Here is a 26,780-nt window from a genome sequence, read left to right as displayed (position 1 = left end):
ATATGCAACGATTCTCGTCCATTGGTCTAAAGGTCGCAGGGCAGGGTGGCGCGTAGAGTCGTTGCGAATGCTTGAGTTTGGCGCTTTTCCCTTTGCTTTCAGGCTTGTAGGAATCGAGTTGTGCGAATGCCGGGAACTGAGGGTTTGCGTGTTGATTTAACTGGGTTACGCTCGAACCAAGCCAGATGTTCAATCCAAACAATGGAGTTCAGCATGGGTTACAAGAAGATTCAGGTTCCAGCCGTCGGCGACAAAATCTCCGTCAATGCAGACCATTCTCTCAATGTTCCTGATAACCCGATCATCCCCTTCATCGAAGGTGACGGCATTGGTGTCGACATCAGTCCGGTGATGATCAAGGTTGTCGATGCTGCAGTTCAAAAGGCATACGGCGGTAAGCGCAAGATTTCCTGGATGGAAGTCTACGCCGGGGAAAAAGCCACTCAGGTTTACGATCAGGACACCTGGCTGCCTCAGGAAACCCTCGACGCAGTCAAGGATTACGTGGTTTCCATCAAAGGCCCGCTCACCACTCCAGTCGGTGGCGGCATCCGCTCGCTGAACGTGGCCCTGCGTCAGCAACTCGATCTGTACGTCTGCCTGCGCCCGGTGCGCTGGTTCGAAGGCGTGCCGAGCCCGGTGAAAAAGCCCGGCGATGTCGACATGACCATCTTCCGCGAGAACTCCGAAGACATCTATGCCGGCATCGAGTGGAAGGCCGGTTCGCCGGAAGCCACCAAAGTCATCAAATTCCTTAAAGAAGAAATGGGCGTCACCAAGATCCGTTTCGACGAAAACTGCGGCATCGGCGTCAAGCCGGTTTCGCTGGAAGGCACCAAGCGTCTGGCACGCAAGGCCCTGCAATATGTGGTCGATAACGACCGCGATTCGCTGACCATCGTGCACAAAGGCAACATCATGAAGTTCACCGAAGGTGCCTTCAAAGAGTGGGCCTACGAAGTGGCCGCCGAAGAATTCGGCGCGACCCTGCTCGACGGCGGCCCGTGGATGCAGTTCAAGAACCCGAAAACCGGCAAGAACGTTGTGGTCAAGGACGCCATCGCTGACGCCATGCTCCAGCAGATCCTGCTGCGCCCGGCGGAATATGATGTCATCGCGACCCTGAACCTGAACGGCGACTACCTTTCCGACGCCCTGGCGGCGGAAGTGGGCGGTATCGGTATCGCGCCGGGCGCCAACCTGTCCGATACCGTGGCGATGTTCGAAGCGACCCACGGTACTGCGCCGAAGTATGCTGGCAAGGATCAGGTCAACCCGGGTTCGCTGATTCTCTCGGCCGAGATGATGCTGCGGCACATGGGCTGGACCGAAGCGGCGGATCTGATCATCAAGGGCACCAACGGCGCTATTTCGGCCAAGACTGTGACCTATGACTTCGAACGACTGATGGACGGCGCCAAGCTGGTTTCGTCTTCGGGCTTCGGGGATGCGTTGATTTCGCATATGTAAAAACGCGGGCACATAAAAACCGCCTGACTCGATGAATTGAGTCAGGCGGTTTTTTTATGGCTGGACGTCTTGGGCGGAGTTGCTCAGCTCACGACTGCCGCTTGGCTGGTCGCGGCGGCAGCAGCTGCTGCTGCACCGACTGCGTCATCCACTGTTTTTTTGTCCTGAATCGCGACGGCGTGCAGGCCTTTAGGGCCTTGAAGGAGTTCGAAATACACCTCTTGGCCTGCCTTCAGGGTTTTATAGCCTTCCATCTGGATCGCCGAGTAGTGGGCAAACAGATCTTCTGTCTGGCCGTTCTCGATGATGAATCCAAAACCCTTGGCATTGTTGAACCATTTCACCTTGCCGACAGCCATGCTCAAATCCCTCTGCAACAGACTCCATCGCTGGAGTATCATCCAATTCATCCGCAATCTTATTCGTTAAAAGAATTGACTCCGCGGATCTTTTTTACCCACTGTGGGTTCTATTGGTTGTAACACCGTTTTCCCGATAGTCAAGGTGACCGGGCAGTCGGAGTTGAAAACGTGGACAGCCGCCCCCACCACTGTATTTGCACAACTGACGAACCTTTCTTTCCATGCATGCAATCAGCCAGATTCGACTAACATTCAATCAGGATCGCCCGCTTCTCCAAAAGGATCTTCCAGAGGAGCACGACGACGATTCGGCAGGCGTTGCTGTTCAGGAAGCAAAGCCTGCGTTACAGGCGCCGCCGATGTACAAGGTGGTTTTGTTCAATGATGACTACACACCGATGGATTTCGTCGTCGAAGTGCTCGAGGTGTTTTTTAACCTGAATCGCGAGCTGGCGACCAAGGTCATGCTGGCCGTCCACACAGAAGGACGGGCAGTATGTGGAGTGTTTACCCGCGACATCGCCGAGACAAAGGCCATGCAGGTCAACCAGTACGCCAGGGAAAGCCAGCATCCGCTACTCTGTGAAATCGAGAAGGACGGTTAATCGCCGACCACTTGGGTATGAGGTGAAGCTATGTTAAACCGCGAGCTCGAAGTCACCCTCAATCTAGCCTTCAAGGAGGCTCGTTCGAAACGTCATGAATTCATGACCGTCGAACACCTTTTGCTGGCCCTATTGGACAATGAGGCTGCCGCCACCGTTTTGCGTGCCTGCGGCGCAAACCTCGACAAACTCAAGCATGACCTGCAGGAGTTCATCGACTCCACCACGCCATTGATCCCCGTTCATGACGAAGATCGCGAAACCCAGCCAACCCTGGGCTTCCAGCGTGTACTGCAACGTGCTGTTTTCCACGTACAGAGCTCGGGCAAACGCGAAGTAACCGGCGCCAACGTGCTGGTTGCCATCTTCAGTGAGCAAGAGAGTCAGGCAGTGTTTCTGCTGAAACAGCAGAGCGTTGCGCGCATCGATGTCGTCAACTATATCGCTCACGGCATTTCCAAAGTGCCGGGGCATGGCGATCACTCTGAAGGTGAACAAGATATGCAGGACGACGAGGGCGGTGAGTCTTCTTCTTCAGGCAATCCTCTGGATGCTTATGCCAGCAACCTCAACGAACTCGCGCGCCAGGGTCGTATCGATCCGCTGGTCGGCCGTGAGTCGGAAGTCGAGCGTGTCGCGCAGATTCTCGCGCGTCGGCGCAAAAACAATCCGCTGCTGGTCGGCGAAGCAGGCGTGGGTAAAACCGCAATTGCCGAAGGTCTGGCCAAGCGCATTGTCGACAACCAGGTGCCGGATCTGCTGGCGGGTAGCGTCGTTTATTCGCTTGATCTCGGTGCTCTGCTCGCGGGTACCAAGTATCGCGGTGATTTCGAGAAGCGTTTCAAAGCGCTGCTCAATGAACTGAAGAAACGTCCGCAAGCCATTCTGTTTATCGACGAGATCCACACCATTATTGGTGCGGGCGCTGCGTCGGGCGGCGTCATGGACGCTTCGAATCTGCTCAAGCCGCTGCTGTCGTCTGGCGACATTCGCTGCATCGGTTCGACCACGTTCCAGGAATTCCGCGGCATCTTCGAGAAAGACCGTGCCTTGGCGCGTCGCTTCCAGAAGGTCGATGTCGTTGAGCCTTCGGTGGAAGACACCATCGGTATCCTGCGCGGCCTGAAAGGGCGTTTCGAGCAGCACCACAACATCGAATACAGCGACGAAGCATTGCGTGCCGCTGCTGAACTGGCGTCGCGCTATATCAATGACCGGCACATGCCGGACAAAGCCATTGATGTGATCGACGAAGCGGGCGCCTATCAGCGCTTGCAACCGGTCGAGAAGCGCGCCAAGCGCATCGAAGTACCGCACGTCGAAGACATCGTCGCGAAAATCGCACGGATTCCGCCGAAGCACGTCACCAGCTCCGACAAGGAACTGCTGCGTAACCTTGAGCGTGACCTGAAGCTGACGGTGTTTGGTCAGGACGCGGCGATCGATTCGCTGTCGACTGCGATCAAGCTGTCCCGTGCCGGCCTCAAGTCGCCTGACAAGCCAGTCGGTTCGTTCCTGTTCGCAGGCCCGACCGGTGTCGGTAAAACCGAGGCTGCGCGGCAATTGGCCAAGGCGTTGGGGATTGAACTGGTTCGCTTCGACATGTCCGAGTACATGGAGCGTCACACCGTATCGCGTCTGATCGGTGCGCCTCCTGGGTATGTTGGTTTCGATCAGGGCGGTCTGTTGACCGAGGCGATCACCAAGCAGCCGCACTGTGTATTGCTCCTCGACGAAATCGAGAAGGCGCATCCGGAAGTCTTCAACTTGCTGTTGCAGGTGATGGACCACGGTACGCTGACCGACAACAACGGGCGCAAGGCGGACTTCCGCAATGTGATCGTGATCATGACCACCAACGCCGGTGCCGAAACGGCGGCGCGGGCTTCGATCGGTTTCACCCATCAGGACCACTCGTCCGATGCGATGGAAGTGATCAAGAAGAGCTTCACGCCGGAGTTCCGTAACCGTCTGGACACCATTATCCAGTTTGGTCGCCTCAGTCATGAGGTCATCAAAAGTGTGGTGGACAAGTTCCTTACCGAGCTTCAGGCGCAGCTGGAAGACAAGCGTGTGTTGCTTGAGGTCACTGATGCCGCGCGGAGTTGGCTGGCGGCGGGTGGTTATGACTCGGCGATGGGTGCGCGTCCGATGGCACGCCTGATCCAGGACAAGATCAAGCGTCCGTTGGCGGAGGAGATTCTGTTTGGCGAGCTGGCCGAGCATGGCGGTGTGGTGCACATCGACATCAAGGATGGTGAGTTGACGTTTGACTTCGAGACTACGGCTGAGATGGCCTGACGGTTTGATGTTGACTGGGAAGGCGCCTTCGGGCGCCTTTTTGTTGTCTGGTGGTTTTGTTTGTATATCCGTTGCTGCGGTAACGGCGGCTTAGGGTTCCGCCCTTACGGCGGGTCACCTTTTCCAAACGCCGAAAAGGTAACCCAAAAGGCTTGCTCCTACGTGCGGCCCGCTCGCTGGGGCTCGGGGTTCCTTCGCTCCGGGATCGATCCGGGCGCAGCGCCTACGGTTTGCTTCGCTGCACCTCCTCTCGCTGTGTTTGGCTGCGCCAAACGGTCGCTACGCTCCCACGCCCGGATCAATCCCTCCACTCAGCCTTCCGACGTCGCCTTACAGATCAAGATCAAGAGCAGGCGAGCTGACACTCGGCCTATTGAGTGGTGAAGAGCGGGGTGTGGTCGGCTTTTGTTCGGTGTTGGATTCACCCCTCACCCCAGCCCTCTCCCCGAGGAGAGGGAGCCGATTTGTGGGCCTTTCAGAAACTGAGTTCAACGCGGTATCGCACGTCGGCGTAGCTCTCCCAAACACTTCGGTCAGTCCCATCACCCTCCGTGAGTAGAGGGTGAGGGGCTGCTTTGTGTGCTTTTCAAAGCCTGAGTTCAACGCGGTATCGCACGTCGGCGTAGCTCTCCCAAACACCTCAATCAGTTCCCTCTCCCTCCGGGAGAGGGCTAGGGTGAGGGGCTCTTGATTTGGTTTGTGATCTTGCTTTGGCTTCGGCTTTTGATCTTTTGCCCCATCGGCAGGCCGAGCGTAGGTGTTCATCCGGGGGTAGGCGCGCAGCGCCGTGCGGCGCAGCCGCATACATCGAGAGGAGGTGCAGCGAAGCAAACCGTAGGCGATGCCCTCGGATGGACACCGTAGCGAGGGAACACTGAGCCTCAGCGAAGTGCCGTACGCCAGGGGCAAAGCCTTTTGGTTCCTTTTTGGCGTTTGAAAAAGGGACTCGCTGTAAGAGCGAAACCGCCAGCGGCAGCACCCGAAAAAACGGATATGCCCCCAAACCCAAACCCAAACCCAAACCCAAACCCAGCCAAAACCTCCAAAACGCAGACACAAAAACGCCCGGCATAAACCGGGCGTTCTGTATTGACTTGATTAACGAGCGCGGTAAGTAATGCGCCCTTTGCTCAAGTCATAGGGCGTCAGCTCGACGCGCACTTTGTCACCGGTAAGAATACGAATGTAGTTCTTGCGCATCTTGCCGGAAATATGCGCGGTTACGACGTGCCCATTTTCCAACTCCACACGAAACATGGTGTTGGGCAGGGTGTCGACGACAGTGCCTTCCATTTCGAAGCTGTCTTCTTTCGACATGCAGTAAAGCCCTCGGTATCCAATGAATGGCCCGGTGCAACTGCGCCAGGCAAAAGCGGCGTGCATTGTGCCCGAAAAATGGGGTTTACGCCAAGGGGTTTACGGCTTGGGTTTAGTTGAGGATGACCCAGCGCTGATTAATCAGCAATTCGATGGGGCGATATTGCGTCTTGTAGTTCATCTTTTTGCAGTTCTTGATCCAGTACCCGAGGTACACCGCTTCAAGTCCGAGGCGCTGTGCCTCGGCGATTTGCCAGAGGATGGCAAATCGGCCAAGGCTGCGACGCTCTTCGTCGGGTTCGTAAAAGGTGTAGACCGCCGACAAACCGTTTGGCAGCAAATCGGTCACCGCCACGGCCAGTAACCGTCCGTCGAGTCGGAATTCGTAAAAACGCGAGAAGGGCAGGTCACGTACCAGAAAAGTCGAGAATTGATCACGGCTTGGCGGGTACATATCGCCGTCAGCGTGGCGTTGTTCGATATAGCGCTGGTACAGATCGAAATATTCTTCACTGAATTGCGGTTTGGCCGGGCGCACCTGCAAATCCATGTTGCGCTTGAAAATCCGCTTCTGCTGACGATTAGGAGTGAACTGCGCCACCGGAATGCGCGCAGGCACGCACGCATTGCAGTTCTGGCAATGCGGCCGGTACAAATGATCACCACTGCGGCGAAAGCCCATTTCCGACAGGTCTGCGTAGACATGCACATCCATGGGCTGACTCGGATCGAGAAACAGGGTCGTGGCCTGCTCCTCGGGCAGATAACTGCAAGAGTGAGGCTGAGTGGCATAGAACTTCAACCGCGCCAACTCGGTCATGATCAACCCTCGGGATAAGCTGGTGAATTAAGTGTAAGCCACGCGCGCAAAAGTCGCTCAGCAAACCCAGGTGGCACGATTGGGTTGATCCAGGTGATTGGCCAGATAGTTGGCGAATTGCTGGCGGGGAATCGCCCGCGCGCCGAGGCTGTGCAGATGATCGGTCGGCATCTGGCAGTCGATCAGCACGAACCCCGAGTCCTTCAGATGGCGCACCAGGGTGGCAAAGCCGAATTTCGAGGCATTGTCGGCGCGGCTGAACATCGATTCGCCGAAAAACAGTTGGCCCATCGCCAGGCCGTACAGGCCGCCGACCAGGTCGCCCTGATCCCAGACCTCCACCGAATGGGCGAAGCCGCGACGATGCAGTTCGACATAGGCGTCCTGCATCGCCTCGGTGATCCAGGTGCCGTCGGCGTAATCCCGTGGTGCGGCACAGGCGCGGATTACCGCGTCGAAATCCTGATCGAAGGTCACTTGGTAGCGTTCCTGGCGCAGCAGTTTGCCGAGGCTGCGCGAGACGTGCAGTTCGTCGGGAAACAACACCGTGCGCGGATCCGGCGACCACCAGAGAATCGGCTGACCCTCGGAAAACCACGGAAAGCAGCCATGGCGATACGCTTGAATCAGCCGGTCGGCCGACAGATCGCCCCCGGCGGCGAGCAATCCGTTGGGGTCGCGCATGGCCTTTTCCAGCGGCGGAAAAGTCAGGGAATTACGTTGTAACCAAGTCAGCATGGCATCCAGGCTTGCAGAAGGGGAGGGCGGTGCGAGCCGTTTGGCCCGCGATAAAGTGTGCCGTTAAATGACAGGAATGTCGTCCAGATACTTCTCGGCATCAAGCGCGGCCATGCAGCCGGCACCCGCCGACGTCACCGCCTGACGATAAACGTGGTCGGCCACGTCGCCAGCGGCAAACACCCCGGGAATCTCAGTGGAGGTAGCGTCGCCGTCGCTGCCGCCCTTGACCTGCAAATAGCCGTCGCGCATCGGCAGCTGGCCTTGAAACAGGTCGGTGTTGGGTTTGTGGCCGATGGCGATGAATACGCCGGCCAGCGCCAGTTCACGGGTTTCGCCGGTATGGCTGTCACGCAGTCTCGCGCCAGTCACACCGCTGGCATCGCCGAGTACTTCGTCGAGATGCTGGTTCCAGTGCAGGCGCACATTGCCGTTGGCGGCTTTCTCGAAGAGTTTGTCCTGAAGGATTTTTTCCGAGCGCAGTTTGTCGCGTCGATGGATCAGGTGCACTTCTTTAGCGATGTTCGACAGGTACAGTGCTTCCTCGACGGCAGTATTGCCGCCACCGACCACGGCGACCACCTGATTGCGATAGAAAAAGCCGTCACAGGTCGCGCAGGCGGAAACACCTTTGCCGGCGAAGGCTTCTTCCGAGGGCAGGCCCAGATATTGCGCCGAAGCGCCGGTGGCAATGATCAGTGCATCGCAGGTGTAAGTGCCGCTGTCGCCGACGAGTTCGAACGGACGCTGCTGCAACTTGGCGGTGTGGATGTGGTCGTAAACGATCTCTGTGGCAAAGCGTTCGGCGTGTTTCTGCATGCGCTCCATCAGCACCGGCCCAGTGAGGCCTTCGACGTCGCCGGGCCAGTTGTCGACCTCGACGGTGGTTGTGAGCTGGCCACCGGCCTGCAGACCGGTGATCACCACAGGTTTGAGGTTGGCACGGGCGGCATACACGGCAGCGCTGTAACCGGCCGGACCGGAGCCAAGGATGATCAGGCGTGAATGCTTCGCTACGTTCATCAAATACACCTCATAAGCCTTTGTCACAAAAGGTAATGCATGCTCAAATTGAATCGCGGCTTCTGTGTGCTTGACTATGCTCAATCCTGGGGCGTGAAGCATGGCATCGGACGCACAAACCCGTACAATGCCGGGCTGTAACAGAATGTTCGCGGTGCGCTGTGTTTTATAAAACCGGCAGCACAGTGTTAAAAGTAGTCTCAGTTGCGTTCGTTCACTTTTTTACCTGCCTGGATTGGGCAGTTTTTTATCGTCATTCAATAGATGGACGCGCCTCGGGCGCAGGAAAAGAAGCGTTTTGAAGAAATCCACCGAAGCACCAAAAACAGTCGTTCCGCTCTGGCGCCAACAGTTGCACTACCGGCTCAAGGAAGGTGCATTGATCGCCATCGGTGCCTTGTGCCTGTTCCTGATGATGGCTTTGCTGACCTACGGCAAGGACGATCCGGGCTGGAGCCACAACAGCAAGATCGACGATGTACAGAATTTCGGTGGCCCGGCGGGCTCCTACAGCGCTGACATCCTGTTCATGGTGTTGGGTTACTTCGCCTATATCTTCCCGTTGCTGCTGGCGATCAAGGCCTGGCAGATCTTCCGTCAGCGTCATGAGCCGTGGCAGTGGAGCGGCTGGCTGTTCTCCTGGCGCCTGATCGGTCTGGTGTTTCTGGTGTTGTCCGGCGCGGCGCTGGCGCATCTGCATTTCCATGCAGCGTCGGGTCTACCGGCCGGAGCCGGTGGCGCGTTGGGCGAGAGCCTCGGCAATCTGGCAAAGAACGCGCTGAACATTCAGGGCAGCACGCTGTTGTTCATTGCGCTGTTCCTGTTCGGCCTGACCGTGTTCACCGACCTGTCGTGGTTCAAGGTGATGGACATCACCGGCAAGATCACCCTCGACCTGTTCGAACTGTTCCAGGGCGCGCTCAATCGCTGGTGGGCGGCGCGTACCGAGCGCAAGCAACTGGTCGCGCAACTGCGTGAAGTCGACGACCGTGTGCATGACGTGGTTGCGCCGACGGTCACCGACAAGCGTGAGCAGGCCAAAGTCAAAGAACGCCTGATCGAACGCGAGCAAGCCCTGAGCAAGCACATGTCCGATCGCGAGAAACAAGTTCCGCCGGTCATCGCTCCCGCTCCGGCCAAAGCGCCCGAGCCAAGCAAGCGCGTGCAGAAAGAGAAACAGGTGCCGTTGTTCGTCGACAGTGCCGTGGAAGGCACCTTGCCGCCGATCTCGATTCTTGATCCTGCGGAAAAGAAACAACTCAATTACTCACCGGAATCCCTGGCGGCAGTCGGCCACTTGCTGGAGATCAAGCTCAAGGAGTTCGGTGTCGAGGTCACGGTGGATTCGATTCACCCGGGCCCGGTGATTACCCGTTACGAAATCCAGCCTGCCGCCGGTGTGAAAGTCAGCCGCATCGCCAACCTGGCCAAAGACCTCGCACGTTCGCTGGCCGTGACCAGTGTGCGGGTGGTCGAGGTGATTCCGGGCAAGACCACCGTCGGTATCGAGATTCCCAACGAAGACCGGCAGATCGTGCGCTTTTCCGAAGTGCTGTCGACGCCCGAGTACGACAACTTCAAATCGCCAGTCACCTTGGCGCTGGGGCACGACATCGGTGGCAAACCGGTCATCACCGACCTGGCGAAGATGCCGCACTTGCTGGTGGCCGGTACGACCGGTTCCGGTAAGTCGGTCGGTGTGAACGCAATGATTCTGTCGATCCTGTTCAAGTCCGGCCCGGAAGACGCCAAACTGATCATGATCGACCCGAAGATGTTGGAACTGTCGATCTACGAAGGCATTCCGCACCTGCTGTGCCCGGTCGTCACCGACATGAAGGATGCTGCCAACGCCCTGCGCTGGAGCGTTGCAGAGATGGAACGCCGCTACAAGCTGATGGCGAAAATGGGCGTGCGCAACCTCTCTGGCTTCAACGCCAAGGTCAAGGAGGCGCAGGACGCCGGCGAGCCGTTGAGCGATCCGCTGTACAAGCGCGAAAGCATTCACGACGAAGCGCCGCTGCTGCAGAAGCTGCCGACCATCGTCGTGGTGGTCGACGAATTCGCCGACATGATGATGATCGTCGGCAAGAAGGTTGAAGAACTGATCGCCCGTATCGCCCAGAAGGCGCGTGCGGCCGGTATTCACTTGATCCTCGCGACCCAGCGGCCGTCGGTGGACGTGATCACCGGTCTGATCAAGGCCAACATTCCGACGCGGATGGCGTTCCAGGTGTCGAGCAAGATCGACTCGCGGACCATCATCGATCAGGGTGGCGCTGAACAACTGCTCGGCCACGGTGACATGCTCTACATGCCGCCGGGCACCAGCCTGCCGATCCGCGTTCACGGCGCCTTCGTTTCCGACGATGAAGTACACCGCGTGGTCGAAGCGTGGAAACTGCGCGGCGCCCCGGAATACAACGACGACATCCTCAACGGTGTCGAAGAAGCCGGCAGCGGTTTTGAAGGCAGCAGCGGTGGCGGCGACGGCGATGATCCGGAAGCCGATGCGCTGTATGACGAAGCCGTACAGTTCGTACTGGAAAGCCGTCGCGCGTCGATTTCTGCAGTACAGCGCAAGCTGAAGATCGGCTACAACCGCGCCGCACGGATGATCGAAGCCATGGAAATGGCCGGGGTCGTCACGTCGATGAACACCAACGGTTCGCGTGAAGTGCTGGCCCCGGGCCCGGTACGCGACTGATTGCAAACGCAAGAGGCGGGACAATGATGTGCCGCCGCTCTCCCAACGAGTATTCAAGAGGACTCCCATGCGTCTTATCCGCATGCTGCTGCCAGTACTGGCTCTGACTACACTCACGGCCCACGCCGACGACAAGGACGTGGCGCGTCTGACCCAATTGCTGGAAACATCCAAGACCCTGAGCGCAAACTTCTCGCAGCTGACCCTCGACGGCAGCGGCACGCAGTTGCAGGAAACCACCGGCGACATGACCCTGCAGCGTCCGGGCCTGTTCTACTGGCACACCAATGCGCCGGCCGAGCAGACCATGGTCTCCGACGGCAAGAAAGTCACGCTGTGGGACCCGGATCTGGAGCAGGCAACCATCAAGAAGCTCGACGAGCGCCTGACCCAGACCCCGGCACTGCTGTTGTCCGGTGATGTGTCGAAGATCAGCCAGAGCTTCGACATCAGTGCGAAAGAGGCGGGCGGTGTGATCGACTTCACCCTTAAGCCGAAAACCAAGGACACCCTGTTCGACAACCTGCGTTTGTCGTTCCGCAACGGTCTGCTCAATGACATGCAACTGATCGACAGCGTCGGCCAGCGCACCAACATCCTGTTTACCGGGGTCAAGGCCAACGAGCCGGTGTCGCCGTCCAAGTTCAAGTTCGACATCCCCAAGGGTGCCGACGTGATCCAGGAATAAACCCAAACCCCCTGTGGGAGCTTGCTCGCTCCCACAGGGACAATGATCTGCTCCAGATCAAATAGAGGTTTCAACGCTACGTGATGGATCTGTTTCGCAGTGCACCGATTGCCCAGCCACTGGCCGCGCGTTTGCGGGCGACCAATCTGGATGAGTACGTCGGTCAGGAACACCTGCTCGCTCGCGGCAAGCCTCTGCGTGAAGCGCTGGAGCAGGGTGCCCTGCATTCGATGATCTTCTGGGGCCCGCCCGGTGTGGGTAAAACCACCCTGGCGCGGTTGCTCGCGGAAGTCTCCGATGCGCACTTCGAAACGGTCTCGGCGGTGCTCGCCGGGGTGAAAGAGATCCGTCAGGCCGTTGAAATCGCCAAGCAGCAGGCCGGCCAGTACGGCAAGCGCACGATTCTGTTCGTCGATGAAGTGCATCGTTTCAACAAGTCGCAGCAGGATGCGTTTCTGCCGTACGTTGAAGACGGCACGCTGATCTTCATCGGCGCCACCACCGAAAACCCTTCGTTCGAACTCAACAACGCTCTGTTGTCGCGGGCCCGTGTCTATGTGCTGAAAAGCCTCGACGAAGCAGCGCTGCGCAAACTGGTGCACCGCGCACTCAGCGAAGAGCGCGGTTTGGGCAAACGCAACCTGACGCTCAACGACGAAGGTTTCCAGATGCTGCTGTCGGCCGCCGATGGCGATGGTCGGCGTCTGCTCAATCTGCTGGAAAACGCCTCGGATCTGGCTGAGGACAACAGCGAAATCGGCACCGAGCTCCTGCAAAGTCTGCTCGGCGACACCCGTCGACGTTTCGACAAGGGTGGCGAAGCGTTTTACGACCAGATATCGGCACTGCACAAATCGGTGCGTGGCTCCAACCCTGACGGCGCGCTGTACTGGTTTGCGCGGATGATCGACGGCGGTTGCGATCCGCTGTACCTGGCCCGGCGCGTGGTGCGCATGGCCAGCGAAGACATCGGCAACGCCGACCCGCGCGCCCTCAGCCTGTGCCTCGCAGCGTGGGAAGTACAAGAGCGCCTCGGCAGCCCGGAAGGTGAGTTGGCGGTGGCCCAAGCCATTACTTATCTGGCCTGCGCGCCGAAAAGCAACGCGGTGTACATGGGCTTCAAAACCGCCCTGCGCGCTGCGGCCGAAAATGGCTCGCTGGAAGTGCCGCTGCACCTGCGCAATGCGCCAACCAAACTGATGAAACAATTGGGCTACGGCGACGAATACCGTTACGCCCATGACGAGCCGGACGCGTATGCCGCTGGCGAAGACTATTTCCCGGAAGAGCTCGATCCCATTCCGTTCTACCAACCGGTGCCGCGCGGCCTCGAATTGAAGATCGGCGAGAAGCTCAATCATCTCGCCCAGCTCGACCGTTTAAGCCCTCGGCAGCGGAGAAAATAGTGCTTCCACTGATCATTGCGGTCTCCGTCGGCGGCATGGCCGGCACCTTGTTGCGCTTCGCCACCGGCAATTGGATCAGCGCCAATTGGCCGCGGCACTTTTATACCGCGACGCTGGCCGTTAATATCGTGGGCTGTCTGTTGATTGGCGTGTTGTACGGCCTGTTTTTGATACGCCCGGAGGTGCCGATCGAGGTACGTGCCGGGTTGATGGTCGGCTTCCTCGGGGGGCTGACGACTTTTTCATCCTTTTCACTGGATACGGTGCGCCTGCTGGAAAGCGGGCAAGTGCCGCTGGCCTTGGGCTATGCGGCACTCAGCGTATTCGGCGGGCTGCTCGCGACGTGGGCTGGCCTGTCTTTGACCAAACTTTGATAACGAGAAACCGACATGCTCGATTCCAAACTGTTACGTAGCAACCTTCAGGACGTAGCGGACCGCCTGGCTTCCCGTGGCTTTGCCCTGGATACCGCGCGCATCGAAGCGCTGGAAGAACAGCGCAAGACCGTCCAGACCCGCACCGAGGCACTGCAGGCTGAGCGTAATGCGCGTTCCAAATCCATCGGTCAGGCCAAGCAGCGCGGCGAAGACATCGCGCCGTTGATGGCGGACGTCGAGCGCATGGCGGGCGAACTGAGCGCCGGTAAAGTCGAACTGGACGCGATCCAGACCGAACTGGACTCGATTCTGCTCGGTATCCCGAACCTGCCGCACGAATCCGTGCCGGTCGGTAAAGACGAAGACGACAACGTTGAAGTGCGCCGCTGGGGCACCCCGACTGCCTTCGATTTTGAAGTGAAGGACCACGTTGCTTTGGGCGAGAAGTTCGGCTGGCTGGACTTCGAAACCGCTGCCAAGCTGTCCGGCGCACGTTTCGCCCTGCTGCGCGGCCCGATCGCCCGTCTGCACCGCGCACTCGCACAGTTCATGATCAACCTGCACGTCAACGAGCATGGCTACGAAGAGGCGTACACGCCTTATCTGGTTCAGGCGCCGGCGCTGCAAGGCACCGGTCAACTGCCGAAGTTCGAAGAAGACCTGTTCAAGATCGCCCGCGAAGGCGAAGCCGATCTGTACCTGATCCCGACCGCCGAAGTGTCGCTGACCAACATCGTTGCCGGCGAAATCGTCGACTCGAAACTGCTGCCGATCAAGTTCGTCGCTCACACCCCGTGCTTCCGCAGTGAAGCCGGTGCGTCGGGTCGCGATACGCGCGGCATGATCCGTCAGCACCAGTTCGACAAAGTTGAAATGGTCCAGATCGTTGAGCCTTCGAGCTCGATGGAGGCGCTGGAAGGCCTGACCGCCAACGCCGAAAAAGTCCTGCAACTGCTCGGTCTGCCTTACCGCACCCTGGCGCTGTGCACTGGTGACATGGGCTTCAGCGCGGTCAAGACTTACGACCTCGAAGTGTGGATCCCGAGCCAGGACAAGTACCGCGAAATCTCCTCGTGCTCGAACTGCGGCGACTTCCAGGCCCGCCGTATGCAAGCGCGTTTCCGCAACCCGGAAACCGGCAAGCCTGAGCTGGTGCACACCTTGAACGGCTCCGGTCTGGCCGTAGGCCGTACCCTGGTCGCCGTGCTGGAAAACTACCAGCAGGCCGACGGCTCGATCCGTGTGCCGGACGTGCTGAAGCCGTACATGGGTGGCCTTGAGGTCATCGGCTAAATGAAATATCTGCCGCTGTTTCACAACCTGCGCGGCAGTCGTGTGTTGGTCGTCGGTGGGGGGGAAATTGCCTTGCGCAAATCCCGCCTGCTGGCCGATGCCGGTGCGCTGCTGCGGGTGGTCGCACCTGAAATCGAATCGCAACTGCGTGAACTGGTCGTCGCCTCTGGCGGTGAATGCCTGTTGCGCGGTTACGTCGAGGCCGATCTGGACGGTTGCGGGCTGATCATCGCCGCCACCGACGATGAGACGCTCAATGCACAAGTTTCCACCGATGCCCACAAGCGTTGCGTGCCGGTCAACGTGGTCGACGCGCCGGCCTTGTGCAGCGTGATCTTCCCGGCGATCGTCGATCGCTCGCCGCTGATCATCGCGGTGTCCAGCGGCGGCGATGCGCCGGTGCTGGCGCGCTTGATCCGGGCCAAGATCGAAACCTGGATTCCGTCGACTTACGGTCAGTTGGCCGGGCTGGCGGCGCGTTTCCGTAATCAGGTGAAGAGCCTGTTTCCGGATGTGCAGCAGCGTCGTGGCTTCTGGGAAGACGTGTTTCAGGGGCCGATTGCCGACCGCCAACTGGCCGGGCAGGGCGCTGAAGCCGAGCGTTTGCTGCAAGCCAAGATCGATGGCGAAGCCATGGTCACCACCGGCGAGGTGTATCTGGTTGGCGCAGGGCCGGGCGATCCGGATTTGCTGACCTTCAAGGCTTTGCGTCTGATGCAGCAAGCCGACGTGGTGTTGTACGACCGTTTGGTTGCGCCGGCGATTCTTGAACTGTGTCGCCGCGATGCCGAGCGGGTTTACGTCGGCAAGCGCCGCGCTGATCACGCCGTGCCGCAGGATCAGATCAACCAGCAACTGGTCGATCTGGCTAAGGCTGGCAAGCGTGTCGTGCGGTTGAAGGGCGGCGATCCGTTCATCTTCGGCCGTGGTGGCGAAGAGATCGAAGAACTGGCGGCCCACGGCATTCCGTTTCAGGTGGTGCCGGGAATTACGGCGGCCAGCGGTTGCGCGGCGTATGCCGGGATTCCGCTGACCCATCGTGATCATGCGCAGTCGGTGCGGTTTGTCACCGGGCATTTGAAGGACGGCTCCACCGATCTGCCATGGGCCGACCTTGTCGCGCCGGCGCAGACGCTGGTGTTCTACATGGGTTTGGTGGGTTTGCCGGTCATTTGCGAACAACTGATCAAACATGGTCGTTCAGCAGATACTCCGGCGGCGCTGATTCAGCAGGGCACCACGGTCAATCAGCGCGTCTTCACCGGCACGCTGGCTGATCTGCCGCGACTGGTGGCGGAGCATGAAGTGCATGCGCCGACACTGGTAATCGTGGGGGAAGTGGTGCAACTGCGCGAGAAACTGGCTTGGTTTGAAGGGGCTCAGGCGCAGGTCTGAAAAACCGAGTCGCCCCATTCGCGAGCAGGCTCGCTCCCACATTGGATCTGTGTCGTGCACAAATCCCCTGTGGGAGCGAGCCTGCTCGCGAAAGGGTCCTCAAAAACACCGAATCAATCAGCCTCTGCGCCAAACCCCTTTGCCGCTCAACCGTGCCCGATCATGGGCCACAGTGAAATCCTGCGCCGGCCCCTTCGGCACAATCCCTGTCGGGTTGATCGTCTTGTGACTGCCGTAGTAGTGGTTCTTGATGTGCTGGAAGTCCACCGTCTCGGCAATCCCCGGCAGCTGATACACCTCACGCAGCCAGTTCGACAGATTCGGGTAATCGGCAATCCGCCGCAGGTTGCACTTGAAGTGCCCGTGATACACCGCGTCGAAACGAATCATCGTGGTGAACAGGCGGATGTCCGCTTCAGTCAGGTATTCCCCGCTCAGATAACGGTTGGCGCCCAAAACGTGCTCAAGGTGATCGAGCTCGGCAAACACCTCATCGAACGCTTCTTCATAAGCCTGTTGCGACGTAGCGAAACCAGCGCGGTACACGCCGTTGTTCACGGCCGGATAGATTCGCTCGTTCAGCGCATCGATCTCGCCGCGTAATGGCGCCGGGTAGAAGTCCAGATCGTTGCCGGTCAGATCATCAAACGCGCTGTTGAACATGCGGATGATTTCCGCTGATTCATTGCTGACGATGCGTTTGAGCTTTTTGTCCCACAGCACCGGCACGGTGACGCGGCCGGTGTAATCGGCGGTGTCCGCGGTGTAGCGCTGATGCATGAATTCAAAGCCATCAAGCTTGTCGCCCGTCGAGCCAAGTGCTTTGTCGAAGGTCCAGCCGTTTTCCAGCATCAACCAACTGACCACCGAAACGTCGATCAGACTTTCCAGACCTTTGAGCTTGCGCAGGATCAGCGTGCGATGCGCCCATGGACAGGCGAGAGAAACGTAGAGGTGATAGCGCCCGGCTTCAGCGGCAAAACCGCCTTCACCGCTCGGGCCAGGCTGGCCATCGGCGGTGACCCAGTTGCGGCGTTTTGCCTGTTCACGCTGGAACGCGCCGTCCTTGCTGCTTTCGTACCACTTGTCCTGCCAGTGGCCATCGACGAGTAAACCCATGATCAAGACTCCGTAAACCAATAATCGTTGGAGTCGAGTCTATTCCGATGAGTTCGAACAAAAAGCGCAAAGATCGGGCGTGAATGATCGGTTAAATCGATTTGTTCCGCGCAGCCCAGTATTGCTCGGCGGTTGCGAAGGCTTGTTCGCGAGGCTGGCCGAGGCCGCGCAAGGCCAGTGCCATCGTCGCAATCAGGGCCATTTGCGGGTAACTGTCGACCACGTCACCGCGCCAGACGGCTTTCAAATGTTCAACGTCGAGGGTCGCCGGTTTGACGTGGCGTTGCGCCGACAATTGCGGCCATTCCTCGTCCCAGCTCTCGCCGCCGGTGGTGCCGTAGAGGTGGCTGTCGGCATCCGGGTTGATCTCGATTTCGCCGCCGTCGCCCTTGACCACAATCGCCGTGTCGCCGAGCAGGCCGCTGGCATCGCGATGCACTGCCTGATAGCCGGGGTGGAAAATACTTTGCAGGCCACAACGCGCGCCCAGCGGATTGAGAATCCGCGCCAGCGAATGAATCGGTGAGCGTAGGCCCAAGGTGTTGCGCAAATCGATCATGTTCTGCAATTGCGGCGCCCAGTCCACCAGCGGCATGAACGCCAGCCCACCGTTATCCAGCGCCGTGCCGACCTGCTGCCAGGTGCGGCACAGCGGGATGTTCAACTCACCAAGCAGTTGCTCGCTGTACAGCCGCCCGGCCGTGTGCGCGCCGCCGCCGTGCATGAAAATGCGCACGCCGTTCTGCGCCAGGCACTTGGCCGCCAGCAGATACCACGGCAGATGGCGCTTCTTGCCGGCGTAGGTCGGCCAGTCGAGATCGACGTTCAGCCCCGGTGCCTGTAAACGCTCGCGCAGGGCTTCGGTGAAGCCGGCCATTTCCTCGGCGCTTTCTTCCTTGTGTCGCAGCAACATTAGAAAAGCGCCGAGCTGGGTGTCTTCAACCTTGTCGTCGAGCACCATGCCCATGGCTTCCCGGGCTTCTTCACGAGTCAGATCGCGGGCGCCGCGTTTGCCCTTGCCGAGAATTCGCACGAATTGGGCGAACGGGTGTTCGGCGGGCGTTTCTAGAGTCAGCGCTGGAAAATCGGTCATAAGCAATTCGTCGGTTTGGGCAGGCCCGCCAGTTTCGCGGCGAGTTTGGCAGGGGTGCCTTTGAACAGTCGGTTCAGGTGCAGGCTGTTGCCTTTGTCCGGACCGAGTTTCAACGCGGTGTACTTGATCAGCGGTCGGGTGGCCGGGGACAACTGAAATTCGGCGTAGAAGCTGCGCAGCAGTTCGAGGACTTCCCAGTGTTCGGGGGTCAACTCGATGTCTTCGGCGGCGGCGAGGGCGCTGGCGACATCAGCCGACCAGTCACACAGATCGACGAGAAAGCCGTCCTTGTCCAGTTCGATGGCGCGGGCGCCGACGGTCATGGAGTTCATAGCCAGCTGTTGACCTTGTCGTGGTGGATCGACAGTTCGACGAAGGCCGGATAATCGATGGCTTCGACCCAGTCCGGCACTGCGCTGGCGCGCGCCTGTGCATCCTCGGCCAGAACGAACAATTTGATCTGGCGGCTTTGCAATGCGCTAAACGGTGCGGTGCCCGCTTGCAACGCATACACTGCGTCGCCGGACAGCAACAAAGCATCAGCGCTGCCGATCAGACGCAGGCAACTGGTCAGGCGATCGTCGCCGAACGGGGAATGAGACAACACATGCAAAGTCGACATCAGAGGGTGATCACCTGGTCGTAACGGTCAATAAGGGCGGTGATTTGCTCGGCGGCCAGCGGCTGCGCTTCGTCCAGCGACAGATTGCCGAGACCACGGGTGCTGGCGCTGTCGGCGCAATAGAACAGCTCTTCGACACCAAACATCGGCAGCGCCTGCAGGTTGGCGCTGAGGTCTTTCTGCTGCAGGGCCTTGGCGTTTTGCCCGGCGCTGAGTTGCAGCACGCCGTCATCGAGAAACAGCAAACCGATCGGTAGATCGAACGCGCCGCCGGCCAGCACAATGTCCAGCGCTTCGCGGGCACCGGGGCCAGACCACGGTGATTGGCGGCTGATCAGCAACAATGATTTAGCCATCTCACGCACCTCCGAAGCAGATCAGGCGATCGGCATCTTGTACTGCGTCATGCAACTGGCCGAGACCGGACAATTCCCACGGCGCACTGACGGAGACGGCGTCACGCTGATAGCGCTTGGCTTCTTCAGCATTCAGCGCACCACGGCGCAGGGCCGCAGCGATGCACACCACACCGTCCAGCTTCTGTTCGCTGATGAACGTGCGCCATTGTTTGGGCAGGTCCAGTTCGTCCTGCGGCGTGACCACCGCGTCCGAAGCGTTGTAAACGCCGTCCTGATAGAAAAACAGCCGGACAATTTCATGCCCGCCGGCCAGCGCGGCTTGTGCAAACAGCAGGGCGCGGCGCGAGGAGGGCGCATGGGCGGCGGAAAACAGCGCAATGGCGAACTTCATGACGGACTCGATCAGCAAAACTGCGGCCATGATAAAGCTTTATCGCGACAGCCGCGAAACCTTGTAGGAGTGAGCCTGCTCGCGATAGCGGTCTGTCAGTTGGTGAAGATGAAGAATGTGCCGGCGTCTTCGCGAGCAGGCTCACTCCTACAAAGATTTTGTTGTCCTCGGTTAGCGCGGCATATAGCCCAGCTGCCAGCGCCGTGGGATTCTCAGCGAGACCAAGCCGATCATCGCCGCCAGCACACCGCTGACAAACATCGCCTTCAGTCCCAAGTGATGTTCCAGCACCGCCCCCAGAATCGCGCCGATAAACATCCCGCTCCACGGCACCAGTTGCACCCGCCAGCCGCTGCGCCGTTCGCCGAGCATCCAGCGGCCCAATCCACGGCCGAACCGCGACAATGCGCCAGTCACGTAAGTCAGCCCGACCGGCAAGCCGTTTACCTCTTCGACCGACGCATTGAGCATGCCCATCGCAATGATTGCCGCCATCAGCGCCGGCAGTTGCGTGTCGAATGGCCAGACCGCCGCGGCGCACAGCAGGGTGGCGATACACAGCAGCAGCGGCAGTGCTCGTCGTCCACCGAAGCGTGCGACGACAACTCCCAAAGCATTACCGACGATAAAAGTTGCTACGAGGATCAACAAACGCGCGGTCAGCCCAATATCACCATCGCTGATCGCCACGGCGAGTCGGGTGGTGTTGCCGCTCATGAACGAGACGAAGTCGCCGCTGGCCATAAAGCCGATGGCGTCGGTCATGCCGGCCAGTACCGAGAGGCTGGCAACCAGCGCCAGACCCACCCGTCCACGCCATTTTTGCGTGTGCAGATGGCCGGGGCTGGCGCGGTGAGTCGAGGCGGATGGCAGCATCGGTGGCGGGTATCCTTTTGCGACAATTACGGTTCTATGCCATACAGATCGCAATACTCCAGCCAATTCATCCCGGCCATCTCCGCGACTTCACGATGTACGTCCAGACGCTGCGCTTGATACTCCTCAGGTGAGTCAGCGGTCAGTTGCAAGGTCAACTCCCAGGCGAACAGCCCAAGCTTTTCCGCTTCCTCTTCAAATGCTTCATGCAGTCGCTCTTCACGATACTGCGCCTGCGTTTCACCCTTGGCCTGAGCCAGCAACGGGTTGAGGTGATCGAGGGTTTCGCGCAGTTCGGGACGCGCGTCGAGGAATATTTTCAGGGCATGTTCATGTCGCTGGTCGGTAGGCGCCATGGGTTTTCCTTGTGAGGCTGATGACCTTAGGTTGCCGCAGCGGCTTGCGCGTGTCGCGCTATAAATGCAGTAAAGCAGAACGATTTCTGCTGCTGCGGTGATACAGTCCGCTTTTTTCTGAATGAGCGAATGCAATGCGAATTCTGATGGTAGCGCTGGCAGCGACGCTGCTGGCCGGTTGCGCCGGTTCGGTGATGGACGATGCTCGCACCAAAGCCCCCTATAAAGTACTGACTTCGGACAAAGCCGAGAAAGTCGTCGCCCAGTGTGTGCAGTTCGGCTGGCAGGACGAAGCGGTGTTCGGCGTTGATGCAGCAGCGTATCTGGAGCCACGCAAATCGGGCGGTACGTCGGTGTATACCCGTTCGGCGGAGTCGTTTGTCGACGTGATCACTGAAGCTTCCGGCACGACGCTGAATTACTACGCGCAGAAGGATGACTTCGTTGCCAAGCGTCGGTTGGCGGCGTTGGCGACCTGTCTGTAGGGCCAATGGTCGCGGTGAGGTTCAAGCCGCCTTCGCGAGCAAGCTCGCTCCCACATCGATTCTTTGTCGGTCACTAATCCAGTGTGGGAGCGAGCTTGCTCGCGAAGGGGGCGTCACATTCAACCGTTCAGGCGCTTCTGGAAAAAGTGCCGTTTGTGCCCCGGCGGATAATCGACAATCTCCCCAAACTGGCTATACCCCAGTTTCTTGTAGAACTCCGGTGCCTGAAAGTCGAACGTGTCGAGCCATGCGCCGATGCAGCCTTTCTCACGCGCCAGCTCTTCGGCCATGCGCATCAGCTTCGATCCAATACCTTGACCCCGGCCAGCTTCAGGCACCGACAGCAAATCGATGAACAACCATTGGCAGACCAAACGGCCGTAAAGTCCGCCCAGAATCTGGTCGTTATCGTCACGCACCAGCAGGGTGAGCGGCTCGGATACAGCAATCCCGGCCTTGGCCACGTTATAGGCGTGCAGGGGGGCCAAAATGGCCTGACGTTCTTCTTCTGTTGAGTTTTGCGACAACTCGATACGCAGGTTCATGCATGACTTCCTTGTGGTTTGAATTTGCAGCCTATCCTGCCCCGCAGCCATCTTCCAAGCCCTTCTTCAACCCGGTGGAACTGCCGCTCTCGCGTCGGGGTCTAGCCTTTACAGCGTCATTCCAGCACGCGGTTGATGAGGATCCCCCATGAATATTTTCGAAGCCCTTCGCGAAAGCCATGACCGCCAGCGTAGCTACGCCAAAACCCTGATCGAAACCAGCGGCGATACGCCGGAACGGGTCGAAGCCTACAAACAGCTCAAGGCAGAACTCCAGGCCCACGAAACTGCTGAAGAGCGCCATTTCTACATTCCGTTGATGGAGTTCGATAACGGCGTCGACCTGAGCCGCCATGCCATCTCGGAACACCATGAAATGGACGAGATGATGGAGGAACTCGACGAGACCGAGATGTCCAGCCCGGCCTGGCTGGCCACCGCCAAAAAGCTCTCTGACAAAGTTCACCATCACCTCAAGGAGGAGGAACAGAAGTTCTTCCAGATGGCTGGCAAATTGCTCAGCGAAAAACAGAAAGAACAACTCGCCGGGCAGTACGAAAAGGAGTTTCAAGCACAGTTGCCGTGAGTACTGAATGGCAGTTTTTGCAGCATTGGCGTGTAATCTTTTGGCGCTATCTCGGGTGGGTCTTATCGTAATTGACTGTATATCCATCCAGTATTTGCGGTGTTTTCAAGGTTTGAAGCCGCCGACTGCGACAAAACCGCCGATGGACAAAAAATCCGTCTCCGTTAGCTTGAAGGCCTCTCCTCGGAATGGAGAGTTCTTAAATCAACGGAGTGAAAAAAATGAATCAACCACAAACCCAAAACCAACTGCGACACGGTCGTGTCATTTCCCCTGCAAGCCGCGGTGCGGTAGCGATCGAGCAAGGATTGCTCGGCGCCTGGCAGGTCAACGAGATGGAAGGCGGGAAGAATTTCCCGGCGCTGGCGGCGGGGCCATTTCCGGCGCCTTACCAGAGTGATTCGGACAGTGTCACGCCACCGGCCGACGGCTACATTCTCAGTGGCGGCAAGAGCGATGCCCGCGATTGCGTGAACTTCACCAATGACGAGATGAGCAAAAAACTCGCTCGTCCGTTCACCTGGCCGCTGCTCAATGTCACCCCGGGGCAGACCCTCGAAATCAAATGGGAATACACCGCGCCGCACACCACCCGTGGTTACCGCTGGTTGATCACCAAGGATGGCTGGGACCCGAAACAACGCATCAGCCGCGCGCAACTGGACGCCCAACCGTTCTTCGAGGACTTCTACACTCAGGTGCCTTATTACAGCTATCCGAATGAGTTGAAGGCCAAGGTCAATCATGCGGTGAAATTACCGGCCAACAAGACGGGCCATCACGTGATCGTACTGATGTGGATCGTCGCCAACACCGGCAACGCCTTCTATCAGGCCTTCGACGTCGATTTCAAATAACGGCGCAGCGTCGTCAAACCCACACGTTCTGAAGGATTAGAACATGTCAAATATCGACTTTTCTTTAATGCAAAATCCGGCGAGCGATGCCGCCTCGCTGATGCCGAGCATTGCCGGCAAAAAGATCCTCATGGGTTTCTGGCACAACTGGCCAGCGGGGCCGAGCGATGGTTATCGCCAGGGTCGCTTTGCCAGCCTCTCGCTGGAGGAAGTGCCCAAGGAGTACAACGTCGTTGCAGTAGCCTTCATGAAGGGCAGCGGCATTCCGACCTTCAAGCCGTTCAACGTGTCCGATGCGGAGTTCCGCCGCCAGGTCGGCGTGCTCAACAGTCAGGGGCGGGCCGTGCTGATTTCCCTCGGCGGCGCCGACGCGCACATTGAGTTGCGCAGCGGCCAGGAACAGCCGCTGGCCAATGAAATCATCCGTCTGGTGGAAACCTACGGCTTCGACGGACTGGACATCGATCTTGAACAGAGCGCGATTGATTTCGCTGCCAACAAGACCGTCCTGCCGGCCGCGCTGAAACGGGTCAAGGATCACTACGCAGGCCAGGGCAAACATTTCATCATCAGCATGGCCCCGGAGTTCCCGTACCTGACCAGCACCGGCAAATACATCAGCTATTTGCAGGCACTGGAAGGCTACTACGACTTCATCGCCCCGCAGTTCTACAACCAGGGCGGCGACGGGGTCTGGGTGCCGGAAGCCAACAACGGCGCAGGTGCGTGGATTGCGCAGAACAACGATGCGCTGAAGGAGGATTTCCTCTTCTACCTGACCGAAAGTCTGGTGACCGGCACTCGCGGCTTCACGCGGATCCCGGCAGACAAGTTCGTGATCGGCCTGCCGGCCAACAACGATGCGGCGGCTACCGGTTATGTAATCGATAAAACCGTGGTCGGCAACGTACTCAAGCGTCTGGCTATCAAGGGGCTGCCGATCAAAGGCTTGATGACCTGGTCGGTGAATTGGGACAACGGCAGCAGCAAGGATGGCGTGCCGTACAACTGGGAATTCAGTCGGCGTTATGGGCCGCTGATTCACGGGGTTTCTTTCACCGAGCAGGCTGTCGATGACACGCGTTCGCTCATTGCTCGTTAGTTGCAAATAAAGAAGCCCGGTAGCGCTGCCGGGCTTTTCTTTTTAAGCGATTATCGCATCAAGTAGATAATGGATGGGTAGGGTTGATTGATTCAATCCATAGTTTATAGTGCTTTTTCTGTTCTTCTATGTCGTTCGTTAGATCGTTTTCTTCGTAGTCAAAAATACGAACGATGTCTTCCTCATCGGTCGGGTGTCCCATTCTAACTTCGTAGGCGACCAGACCGGCTGACATTTGCGAGCTCATACGCGAAGGGTGAACATTTATTTTGGCGCCTTTGCACAGAAATTTGATGTCGGGGAAGTCTGCCCTGATCAAGCCGAAGCTGATATAAAGATCTGCTGCGCTGAATGTGCAAGTTCTACCGCGATTCATCGTAAATGTTAACGCTTTCGCACTTCGATCCACTACGATGCATGCTAGTTCCCGCTTTCCGTTCGTGATGGTCTCAATTGCTATTGTCTTCATGAACGCTTAGATTCGATTCTGGATTTTACCCAGTTATAGTAGAAGGTACTTTGCTCCTCTGGATCGTTCGTCAATTGTTGATCTTCATAATCAAATATGAAAACCAAGTCGTTCAGGGATGGCTCCCTATCTATTTCAAGTTCGTATGCCTTTAAACCTCTAGTCATTTGTGCGGACATGCTTGAAGGGTGAACATTGATTTTTGCGCCCTTGCAAAAAAAAGTTATATCCGGATTGTTTTTGCGTAGAAGTCCGAAACATTTATAGAAATTTCTTTCTGTATATGTTTCGGGAGGGGTGTTTTCTCGGCAAAGTGTGATGGATATCGCCTCGTTATCGCATATTAGATCGGTTTTCTGGATCGTATTTTCTATGCCTATCGATATTTCGAATGTTGAGATCATTTGTCTATCTTCCTATATGGGTTAGGGAGTGAGTAACCAAGCTCCCTGCCATCATCAATGATGATGGTGGCGCCTAGAATATCTTCGTTTTTGATTTTTCTAGGGATGGCAATTTCCTTTTCTTTTTCATATATATAACTGGAGCCCAATTCTTCTTTGAGGTCGTGACCAGGAACCCTTTTCAACGTGTAAAGGAAACCGGTTTTCGTGAAATAAGCGGTAGCGAATGCTTTTCCTATATCTCGGGATGGTGATGTGCTAATAAAACCACTTGGAGGATTATCACTGTCTAATGAGTGAAGCAGTAAATCGTTGCTTTCTCCCTTGCTTTCGAATCCGTTGACGAAGATAACTGACGGATCTATATCGTCTCCACGATAAAGATATTCGTGTTTGCTTTTCGTTGTGGGATTTTGAGGTTCGCCTTCATCAACCTTGGCGACACCAATATCATCTGGCACCTCACATCCAGGTTTCTTCGGCGGAGGGCAATTGGAGCTCAACCCCAACGGATCCACCCACCCCGTCGGATTCGGCACGTACTGGTACTGATTCAACCCACCGGCCAACTTGATCGGATCCGGCGTCAGGTACCGCCCCAGCCTCGGGTCGTAATACCGGTGGCGGTTGTAATGCAGTCCGCTTTCGTCGTCGAAGTACTGCCCCTGAAAGCGCAGCGGCTGGTTCAGGTAGTCGTCGCCAGCCAGGGTCAGTGCGGCGACTTTGCCGTAGGCGTCGTATTGCGCCGACCAGACGATGTCGCCGCTGTAGTCGGTGAGTTCCTGCGGGGTGCCGAGGTGGTCGAGCTGGTAGTAGAACGGGCAGGCTTTTTTCGGGCCTTTGCCGTCGAGCAGCGCCAGCGGGCGAAAGGTGCCGGGTTCGTAGACGTAGCTGCGGTATTCGTGTTCGCTACTTTCGGCGACGAGGTGATCGCCTTGCCAGAAGAATTCGGTGGTGGCGTCGCCGACGGTTTTGCGGATGCGCCGGCCGAAGGCGTCGTATTGGTAGGACGCC

28 protein-coding genes and 1 pseudogene are annotated in these 26,780 nt (G+C 58.0%); 13 read left to right on the top strand and 16 right to left on the bottom strand.

The window, feature by feature from the left end; genetic code table 11:
* Positions 1–213 precede the first annotated feature (213 nt).
* A complete protein-coding gene (gene icd / locus L8H52_RS13750) occupies positions 214–1,470 on the top strand; it encodes an NADP-dependent isocitrate dehydrogenase (protein WP_042559856.1) in 1,257 nt (418 codons plus the stop codon).
* Between the two features lie 83 nt (positions 1,471–1,553).
* Here icd and cspD read toward each other — a convergent pair whose 3' ends face one another.
* A complete protein-coding gene (gene cspD / locus L8H52_RS30440) occupies positions 1,554–1,829 on the bottom strand; it encodes a cold shock domain-containing protein CspD (protein ID WP_277930401.1) in 276 nt (91 codons plus the stop codon).
* Between the two features lie 224 nt (positions 1,830–2,053).
* Between cspD and clpS the strand changes: the two genes are divergently transcribed.
* Both clpS and clpA read left to right on the top strand, forming a co-directional pair.
* Positions 2,054–2,437: an ATP-dependent Clp protease adapter ClpS gene (gene clpS / locus L8H52_RS13740; protein WP_016987405.1), complete on the top strand. Its 384-nt coding sequence runs from the start codon at positions 2,054–2,056 to the stop codon at positions 2,435–2,437.
* A gap of 30 nt (positions 2,438–2,467) precedes the next feature.
* A complete protein-coding gene (clpA, locus tag L8H52_RS13735; protein ID WP_007920210.1) occupies positions 2,468–4,738 on the top strand; it encodes an ATP-dependent Clp protease ATP-binding subunit ClpA in 2,271 nt (756 codons plus the stop codon).
* A 1,098-nt stretch (positions 4,739–5,836) separates the two neighbouring features.
* On the opposite strand, the gene infA is transcribed toward clpA, so the two are convergent.
* The 4 genes from infA to trxB all read right to left on the bottom strand — a co-directional run bounded on the left by infA (position 5,837) and on the right by trxB (position 8,636).
* Positions 5,837–6,055, bottom strand: a complete 219-nt coding sequence (infA, locus tag L8H52_RS13730; protein ID WP_002553999.1) for a translation initiation factor IF-1 — start codon at positions 6,053–6,055, stop codon at positions 5,837–5,839.
* Between the two features lie 112 nt (positions 6,056–6,167).
* A complete protein-coding gene (locus L8H52_RS13725; protein ID WP_242207633.1) occupies positions 6,168–6,875 on the bottom strand; it encodes an arginyltransferase in 708 nt (235 codons plus the stop codon).
* 57 nt (positions 6,876–6,932) lie between these two features.
* Positions 6,933–7,613 carry a leucyl/phenylalanyl-tRNA--protein transferase gene (aat, locus tag L8H52_RS13720; RefSeq protein ID WP_242207634.1) on the bottom strand — a complete coding sequence of 227 codons (681 nt, stop codon included), beginning with the start codon at positions 7,611–7,613 and terminating at the stop codon, positions 6,933–6,935.
* 63 nt (positions 7,614–7,676) lie between these two features.
* Positions 7,677–8,636, bottom strand: a complete 960-nt coding sequence (gene trxB, locus L8H52_RS13715; protein WP_242207635.1) for a thioredoxin-disulfide reductase — start codon at positions 8,634–8,636, stop codon at positions 7,677–7,679.
* A 298-nt stretch (positions 8,637–8,934) separates the two neighbouring features.
* On the opposite strand from trxB, the gene L8H52_RS13710 reads away from it, so the two are divergent.
* From L8H52_RS13710 to cysG, 6 genes are all read left to right on the top strand, one after another.
* Complete coding sequence (locus tag L8H52_RS13710; protein WP_242207636.1) at positions 8,935–11,343, top strand: DNA translocase FtsK; 2,409 nt, start codon at positions 8,935–8,937, stop codon at positions 11,341–11,343.
* Between the two features lie 67 nt (positions 11,344–11,410).
* Complete coding sequence (gene lolA / locus L8H52_RS13705) at positions 11,411–12,031, top strand: outer membrane lipoprotein chaperone LolA (protein ID WP_242207637.1); 621 nt, start codon at positions 11,411–11,413, stop codon at positions 12,029–12,031.
* Between the two features lie 83 nt (positions 12,032–12,114).
* Positions 12,115–13,437: a replication-associated recombination protein A gene (locus L8H52_RS13700; protein WP_242207638.1), complete on the top strand. Its 1,323-nt coding sequence runs from the start codon at positions 12,115–12,117 to the stop codon at positions 13,435–13,437.
* Positions 13,437–13,811, top strand: coding sequence for a fluoride efflux transporter CrcB (gene crcB / locus L8H52_RS13695; RefSeq protein WP_180698882.1), 375 nt, complete (start codon positions 13,437–13,439; stop codon positions 13,809–13,811). The genes L8H52_RS13700 and crcB overlap by 1 nt, the downstream gene beginning before the upstream one ends.
* Before the next feature lie 15 nt (positions 13,812–13,826).
* Complete coding sequence (gene serS / locus L8H52_RS13690) at positions 13,827–15,107, top strand: serine--tRNA ligase (RefSeq protein ID WP_160040960.1); 1,281 nt, start codon at positions 13,827–13,829, stop codon at positions 15,105–15,107.
* Complete coding sequence (gene cysG, locus L8H52_RS13685; protein WP_242207639.1) at positions 15,108–16,502, top strand: siroheme synthase CysG; 1,395 nt, start codon at positions 15,108–15,110, stop codon at positions 16,500–16,502.
* A gap of 117 nt (positions 16,503–16,619) precedes the next feature.
* Here cysG and L8H52_RS13680 read toward each other — a convergent pair whose 3' ends face one another.
* From L8H52_RS13680 to L8H52_RS13645, 8 genes are all read right to left on the bottom strand, one after another.
* On the bottom strand, positions 16,620–17,621 hold the full coding sequence (locus L8H52_RS13680) for a glutathione S-transferase family protein (protein WP_242207640.1): 1,002 nt from the start codon (positions 17,619–17,621) through the stop codon (positions 16,620–16,622).
* 91 nt (positions 17,622–17,712) lie between these two features.
* Entirely contained in the window at positions 17,713–18,714 is a 1,002-nt protein-coding gene (locus L8H52_RS13675) for a glycosyl transferase family protein (protein ID WP_242207641.1), read from the bottom strand.
* Entirely contained in the window at positions 18,711–19,046 is a 336-nt protein-coding gene (locus L8H52_RS13670) for a TusE/DsrC/DsvC family sulfur relay protein (RefSeq protein WP_242207642.1), read from the bottom strand. Before L8H52_RS13670 ends, L8H52_RS13675 begins: the two co-directional genes overlap by 4 nt.
* Entirely contained in the window at positions 19,043–19,336 is a 294-nt protein-coding gene (gene tusB / locus L8H52_RS13665) for a sulfurtransferase complex subunit TusB (protein WP_242207643.1), read from the bottom strand. The genes L8H52_RS13670 and tusB overlap by 4 nt, the downstream gene beginning before the upstream one ends.
* Complete coding sequence (gene tusC / locus L8H52_RS13660; RefSeq protein WP_242207644.1) at positions 19,336–19,692, bottom strand: sulfurtransferase complex subunit TusC; 357 nt, start codon at positions 19,690–19,692, stop codon at positions 19,336–19,338. The genes tusB and tusC overlap by 1 nt, the downstream gene beginning before the upstream one ends.
* Position 19,693: 1 nt before the next feature.
* Positions 19,694–20,086 carry a sulfurtransferase complex subunit TusD gene (tusD, locus tag L8H52_RS13655; protein ID WP_160058607.1) on the bottom strand — a complete coding sequence of 131 codons (393 nt, stop codon included), beginning with the start codon at positions 20,084–20,086 and terminating at the stop codon, positions 19,694–19,696.
* Between the two features lie 171 nt (positions 20,087–20,257).
* Positions 20,258–20,962 carry a YoaK family protein gene (locus L8H52_RS13650; RefSeq protein ID WP_242207645.1) on the bottom strand — a complete coding sequence of 235 codons (705 nt, stop codon included), beginning with the start codon at positions 20,960–20,962 and terminating at the stop codon, positions 20,258–20,260.
* 26 nt (positions 20,963–20,988) lie between these two features.
* A complete protein-coding gene (locus tag L8H52_RS13645) occupies positions 20,989–21,318 on the bottom strand; it encodes a DUF6388 family protein (protein ID WP_242207646.1) in 330 nt (109 codons plus the stop codon).
* 134 nt (positions 21,319–21,452) lie between these two features.
* Here L8H52_RS13645 and L8H52_RS13640 point away from each other — a divergent pair, with 134 nt between their 5' ends.
* Complete coding sequence (locus tag L8H52_RS13640) at positions 21,453–21,803, top strand: hypothetical protein (RefSeq protein ID WP_242207647.1); 351 nt, start codon at positions 21,453–21,455, stop codon at positions 21,801–21,803.
* Positions 21,804–21,922: 119 nt separating this feature from the next.
* Here L8H52_RS13640 and L8H52_RS13635 read toward each other — a convergent pair whose 3' ends face one another.
* Positions 21,923–22,348, bottom strand: coding sequence for a GNAT family N-acetyltransferase (locus tag L8H52_RS13635; protein WP_242207648.1), 426 nt, complete (start codon positions 22,346–22,348; stop codon positions 21,923–21,925).
* 148 nt (positions 22,349–22,496) lie between these two features.
* Here L8H52_RS13635 and L8H52_RS13630 point away from each other — a divergent pair, with 148 nt between their 5' ends.
* From L8H52_RS13630 to L8H52_RS13620, 3 genes and pseudogenes are all read left to right on the top strand, one after another.
* Entirely contained in the window at positions 22,497–22,934 is a 438-nt protein-coding gene (locus tag L8H52_RS13630; protein WP_242207649.1) for a hemerythrin domain-containing protein, read from the top strand.
* Between the two features lie 221 nt (positions 22,935–23,155).
* Positions 23,156–23,791 (top strand): lytic polysaccharide monooxygenase auxiliary activity family 9 protein, encoded by a 636-nt coding sequence (locus L8H52_RS13625; RefSeq protein ID WP_242207650.1) that lies wholly within the window; start codon positions 23,156–23,158, stop codon positions 23,789–23,791.
* 43 nt (positions 23,792–23,834) lie between these two features.
* A pseudogene (locus L8H52_RS13620) lies at positions 23,835–24,836 on the top strand (chitinase); the annotation flags it as partial.
* A 115-nt stretch (positions 24,837–24,951) separates the two neighbouring features.
* Here the strand turns inward: L8H52_RS13620 and L8H52_RS13615 are convergent.
* Together L8H52_RS13615 and L8H52_RS13610 are read right to left on the bottom strand one after the other, a co-directional pair.
* Positions 24,952–25,362, bottom strand: coding sequence for a hypothetical protein (locus L8H52_RS13615; RefSeq protein ID WP_242207651.1), 411 nt, complete (start codon positions 25,360–25,362; stop codon positions 24,952–24,954).
* Between the two features lie 400 nt (positions 25,363–25,762).
* Positions 25,763–26,780: RHS repeat-associated core domain-containing protein (locus tag L8H52_RS13610; RefSeq protein ID WP_242207652.1), on the bottom strand; the 1,018-nt coding region annotated here is incomplete at its 5' end.

Origin of the sequence: Pseudomonas sp. CROZ-RG-20F-R04-15, from assembly GCF_022662375.1 — a bacterium.
Lineage (GTDB): Bacteria > Pseudomonadota > Gammaproteobacteria > Pseudomonadales > Pseudomonadaceae > Aquipseudomonas.
This window is presented reverse-complemented; position numbering and strand designations above follow the sequence as displayed.

Coding starts and splice junctions, on each gene's coding strand:
- L8H52_RS13650 (WP_242207645.1), bottom strand. CDS start 20,962: ATGCTGCCATCCGCCTCGACTCACCGCGCCAGCCCCGGCCATCTGCAC.
- tusC (WP_242207644.1), bottom strand. CDS start 19,692: ATGGCTAAATCATTGTTGCTGATCAGCCGCCAATCACCGTGGTCTGGC.
- tusD (WP_160058607.1), bottom strand. CDS start 20,086: ATGAAGTTCGCCATTGCGCTGTTTTCCGCCGCCCATGCGCCCTCCTCG.
- L8H52_RS13675 (WP_242207641.1), bottom strand. CDS start 18,714: ATGACCGATTTTCCAGCGCTGACTCTAGAAACGCCCGCCGAACACCCG.
- L8H52_RS13615 (WP_242207651.1), bottom strand. CDS start 25,362: ATGAAGACAATAGCAATTGAGACCATCACGAACGGAAAGCGGGAACTA.
- L8H52_RS13640 (WP_242207647.1), top strand. CDS start 21,453: ATGCGAATTCTGATGGTAGCGCTGGCAGCGACGCTGCTGGCCGGTTGC.
- clpS (WP_016987405.1), top strand. CDS start 2,054: ATGCATGCAATCAGCCAGATTCGACTAACATTCAATCAGGATCGCCCG.
- L8H52_RS13680 (WP_242207640.1), bottom strand. CDS start 17,621: ATGGGTTTACTCGTCGATGGCCACTGGCAGGACAAGTGGTACGAAAGC.
- infA (WP_002553999.1), bottom strand. CDS start 6,055: ATGTCGAAAGAAGACAGCTTCGAAATGGAAGGCACTGTCGTCGACACC.
- L8H52_RS13725 (WP_242207633.1), bottom strand. CDS start 6,875: ATGACCGAGTTGGCGCGGTTGAAGTTCTATGCCACTCAGCCTCACTCT.
- L8H52_RS13625 (WP_242207650.1), top strand. CDS start 23,156: ATGAATCAACCACAAACCCAAAACCAACTGCGACACGGTCGTGTCATT.
- L8H52_RS13645 (WP_242207646.1), bottom strand. CDS start 21,318: ATGGCGCCTACCGACCAGCGACATGAACATGCCCTGAAAATATTCCTC.
- trxB (WP_242207635.1), bottom strand. CDS start 8,636: ATGAACGTAGCGAAGCATTCACGCCTGATCATCCTTGGCTCCGGTCCG.
- L8H52_RS13700 (WP_242207638.1), top strand. CDS start 12,115: ATGGATCTGTTTCGCAGTGCACCGATTGCCCAGCCACTGGCCGCGCGT.
- L8H52_RS13670 (WP_242207642.1), bottom strand. CDS start 19,046: ATGAACTCCATGACCGTCGGCGCCCGCGCCATCGAACTGGACAAGGAC.
- cysG (WP_242207639.1), top strand. CDS start 15,108: ATGAAATATCTGCCGCTGTTTCACAACCTGCGCGGCAGTCGTGTGTTG.
- tusB (WP_242207643.1), bottom strand. CDS start 19,336: ATGTCGACTTTGCATGTGTTGTCTCATTCCCCGTTCGGCGACGATCGC.
- icd (WP_042559856.1), top strand. CDS start 214: ATGGGTTACAAGAAGATTCAGGTTCCAGCCGTCGGCGACAAAATCTCC.
- cspD (WP_277930401.1), bottom strand. CDS start 1,829: ATGGCTGTCGGCAAGGTGAAATGGTTCAACAATGCCAAGGGTTTTGGA.
- aat (WP_242207634.1), bottom strand. CDS start 7,613: ATGCTGACTTGGTTACAACGTAATTCCCTGACTTTTCCGCCGCTGGAA.
- L8H52_RS13630 (WP_242207649.1), top strand. CDS start 22,497: ATGAATATTTTCGAAGCCCTTCGCGAAAGCCATGACCGCCAGCGTAGC.
- L8H52_RS13635 (WP_242207648.1), bottom strand. CDS start 22,348: ATGAACCTGCGTATCGAGTTGTCGCAAAACTCAACAGAAGAAGAACGT.
- clpA (WP_007920210.1), top strand. CDS start 2,468: ATGTTAAACCGCGAGCTCGAAGTCACCCTCAATCTAGCCTTCAAGGAG.
- lolA (WP_242207637.1), top strand. CDS start 11,411: ATGCGTCTTATCCGCATGCTGCTGCCAGTACTGGCTCTGACTACACTC.
- serS (WP_160040960.1), top strand. CDS start 13,827: ATGCTCGATTCCAAACTGTTACGTAGCAACCTTCAGGACGTAGCGGAC.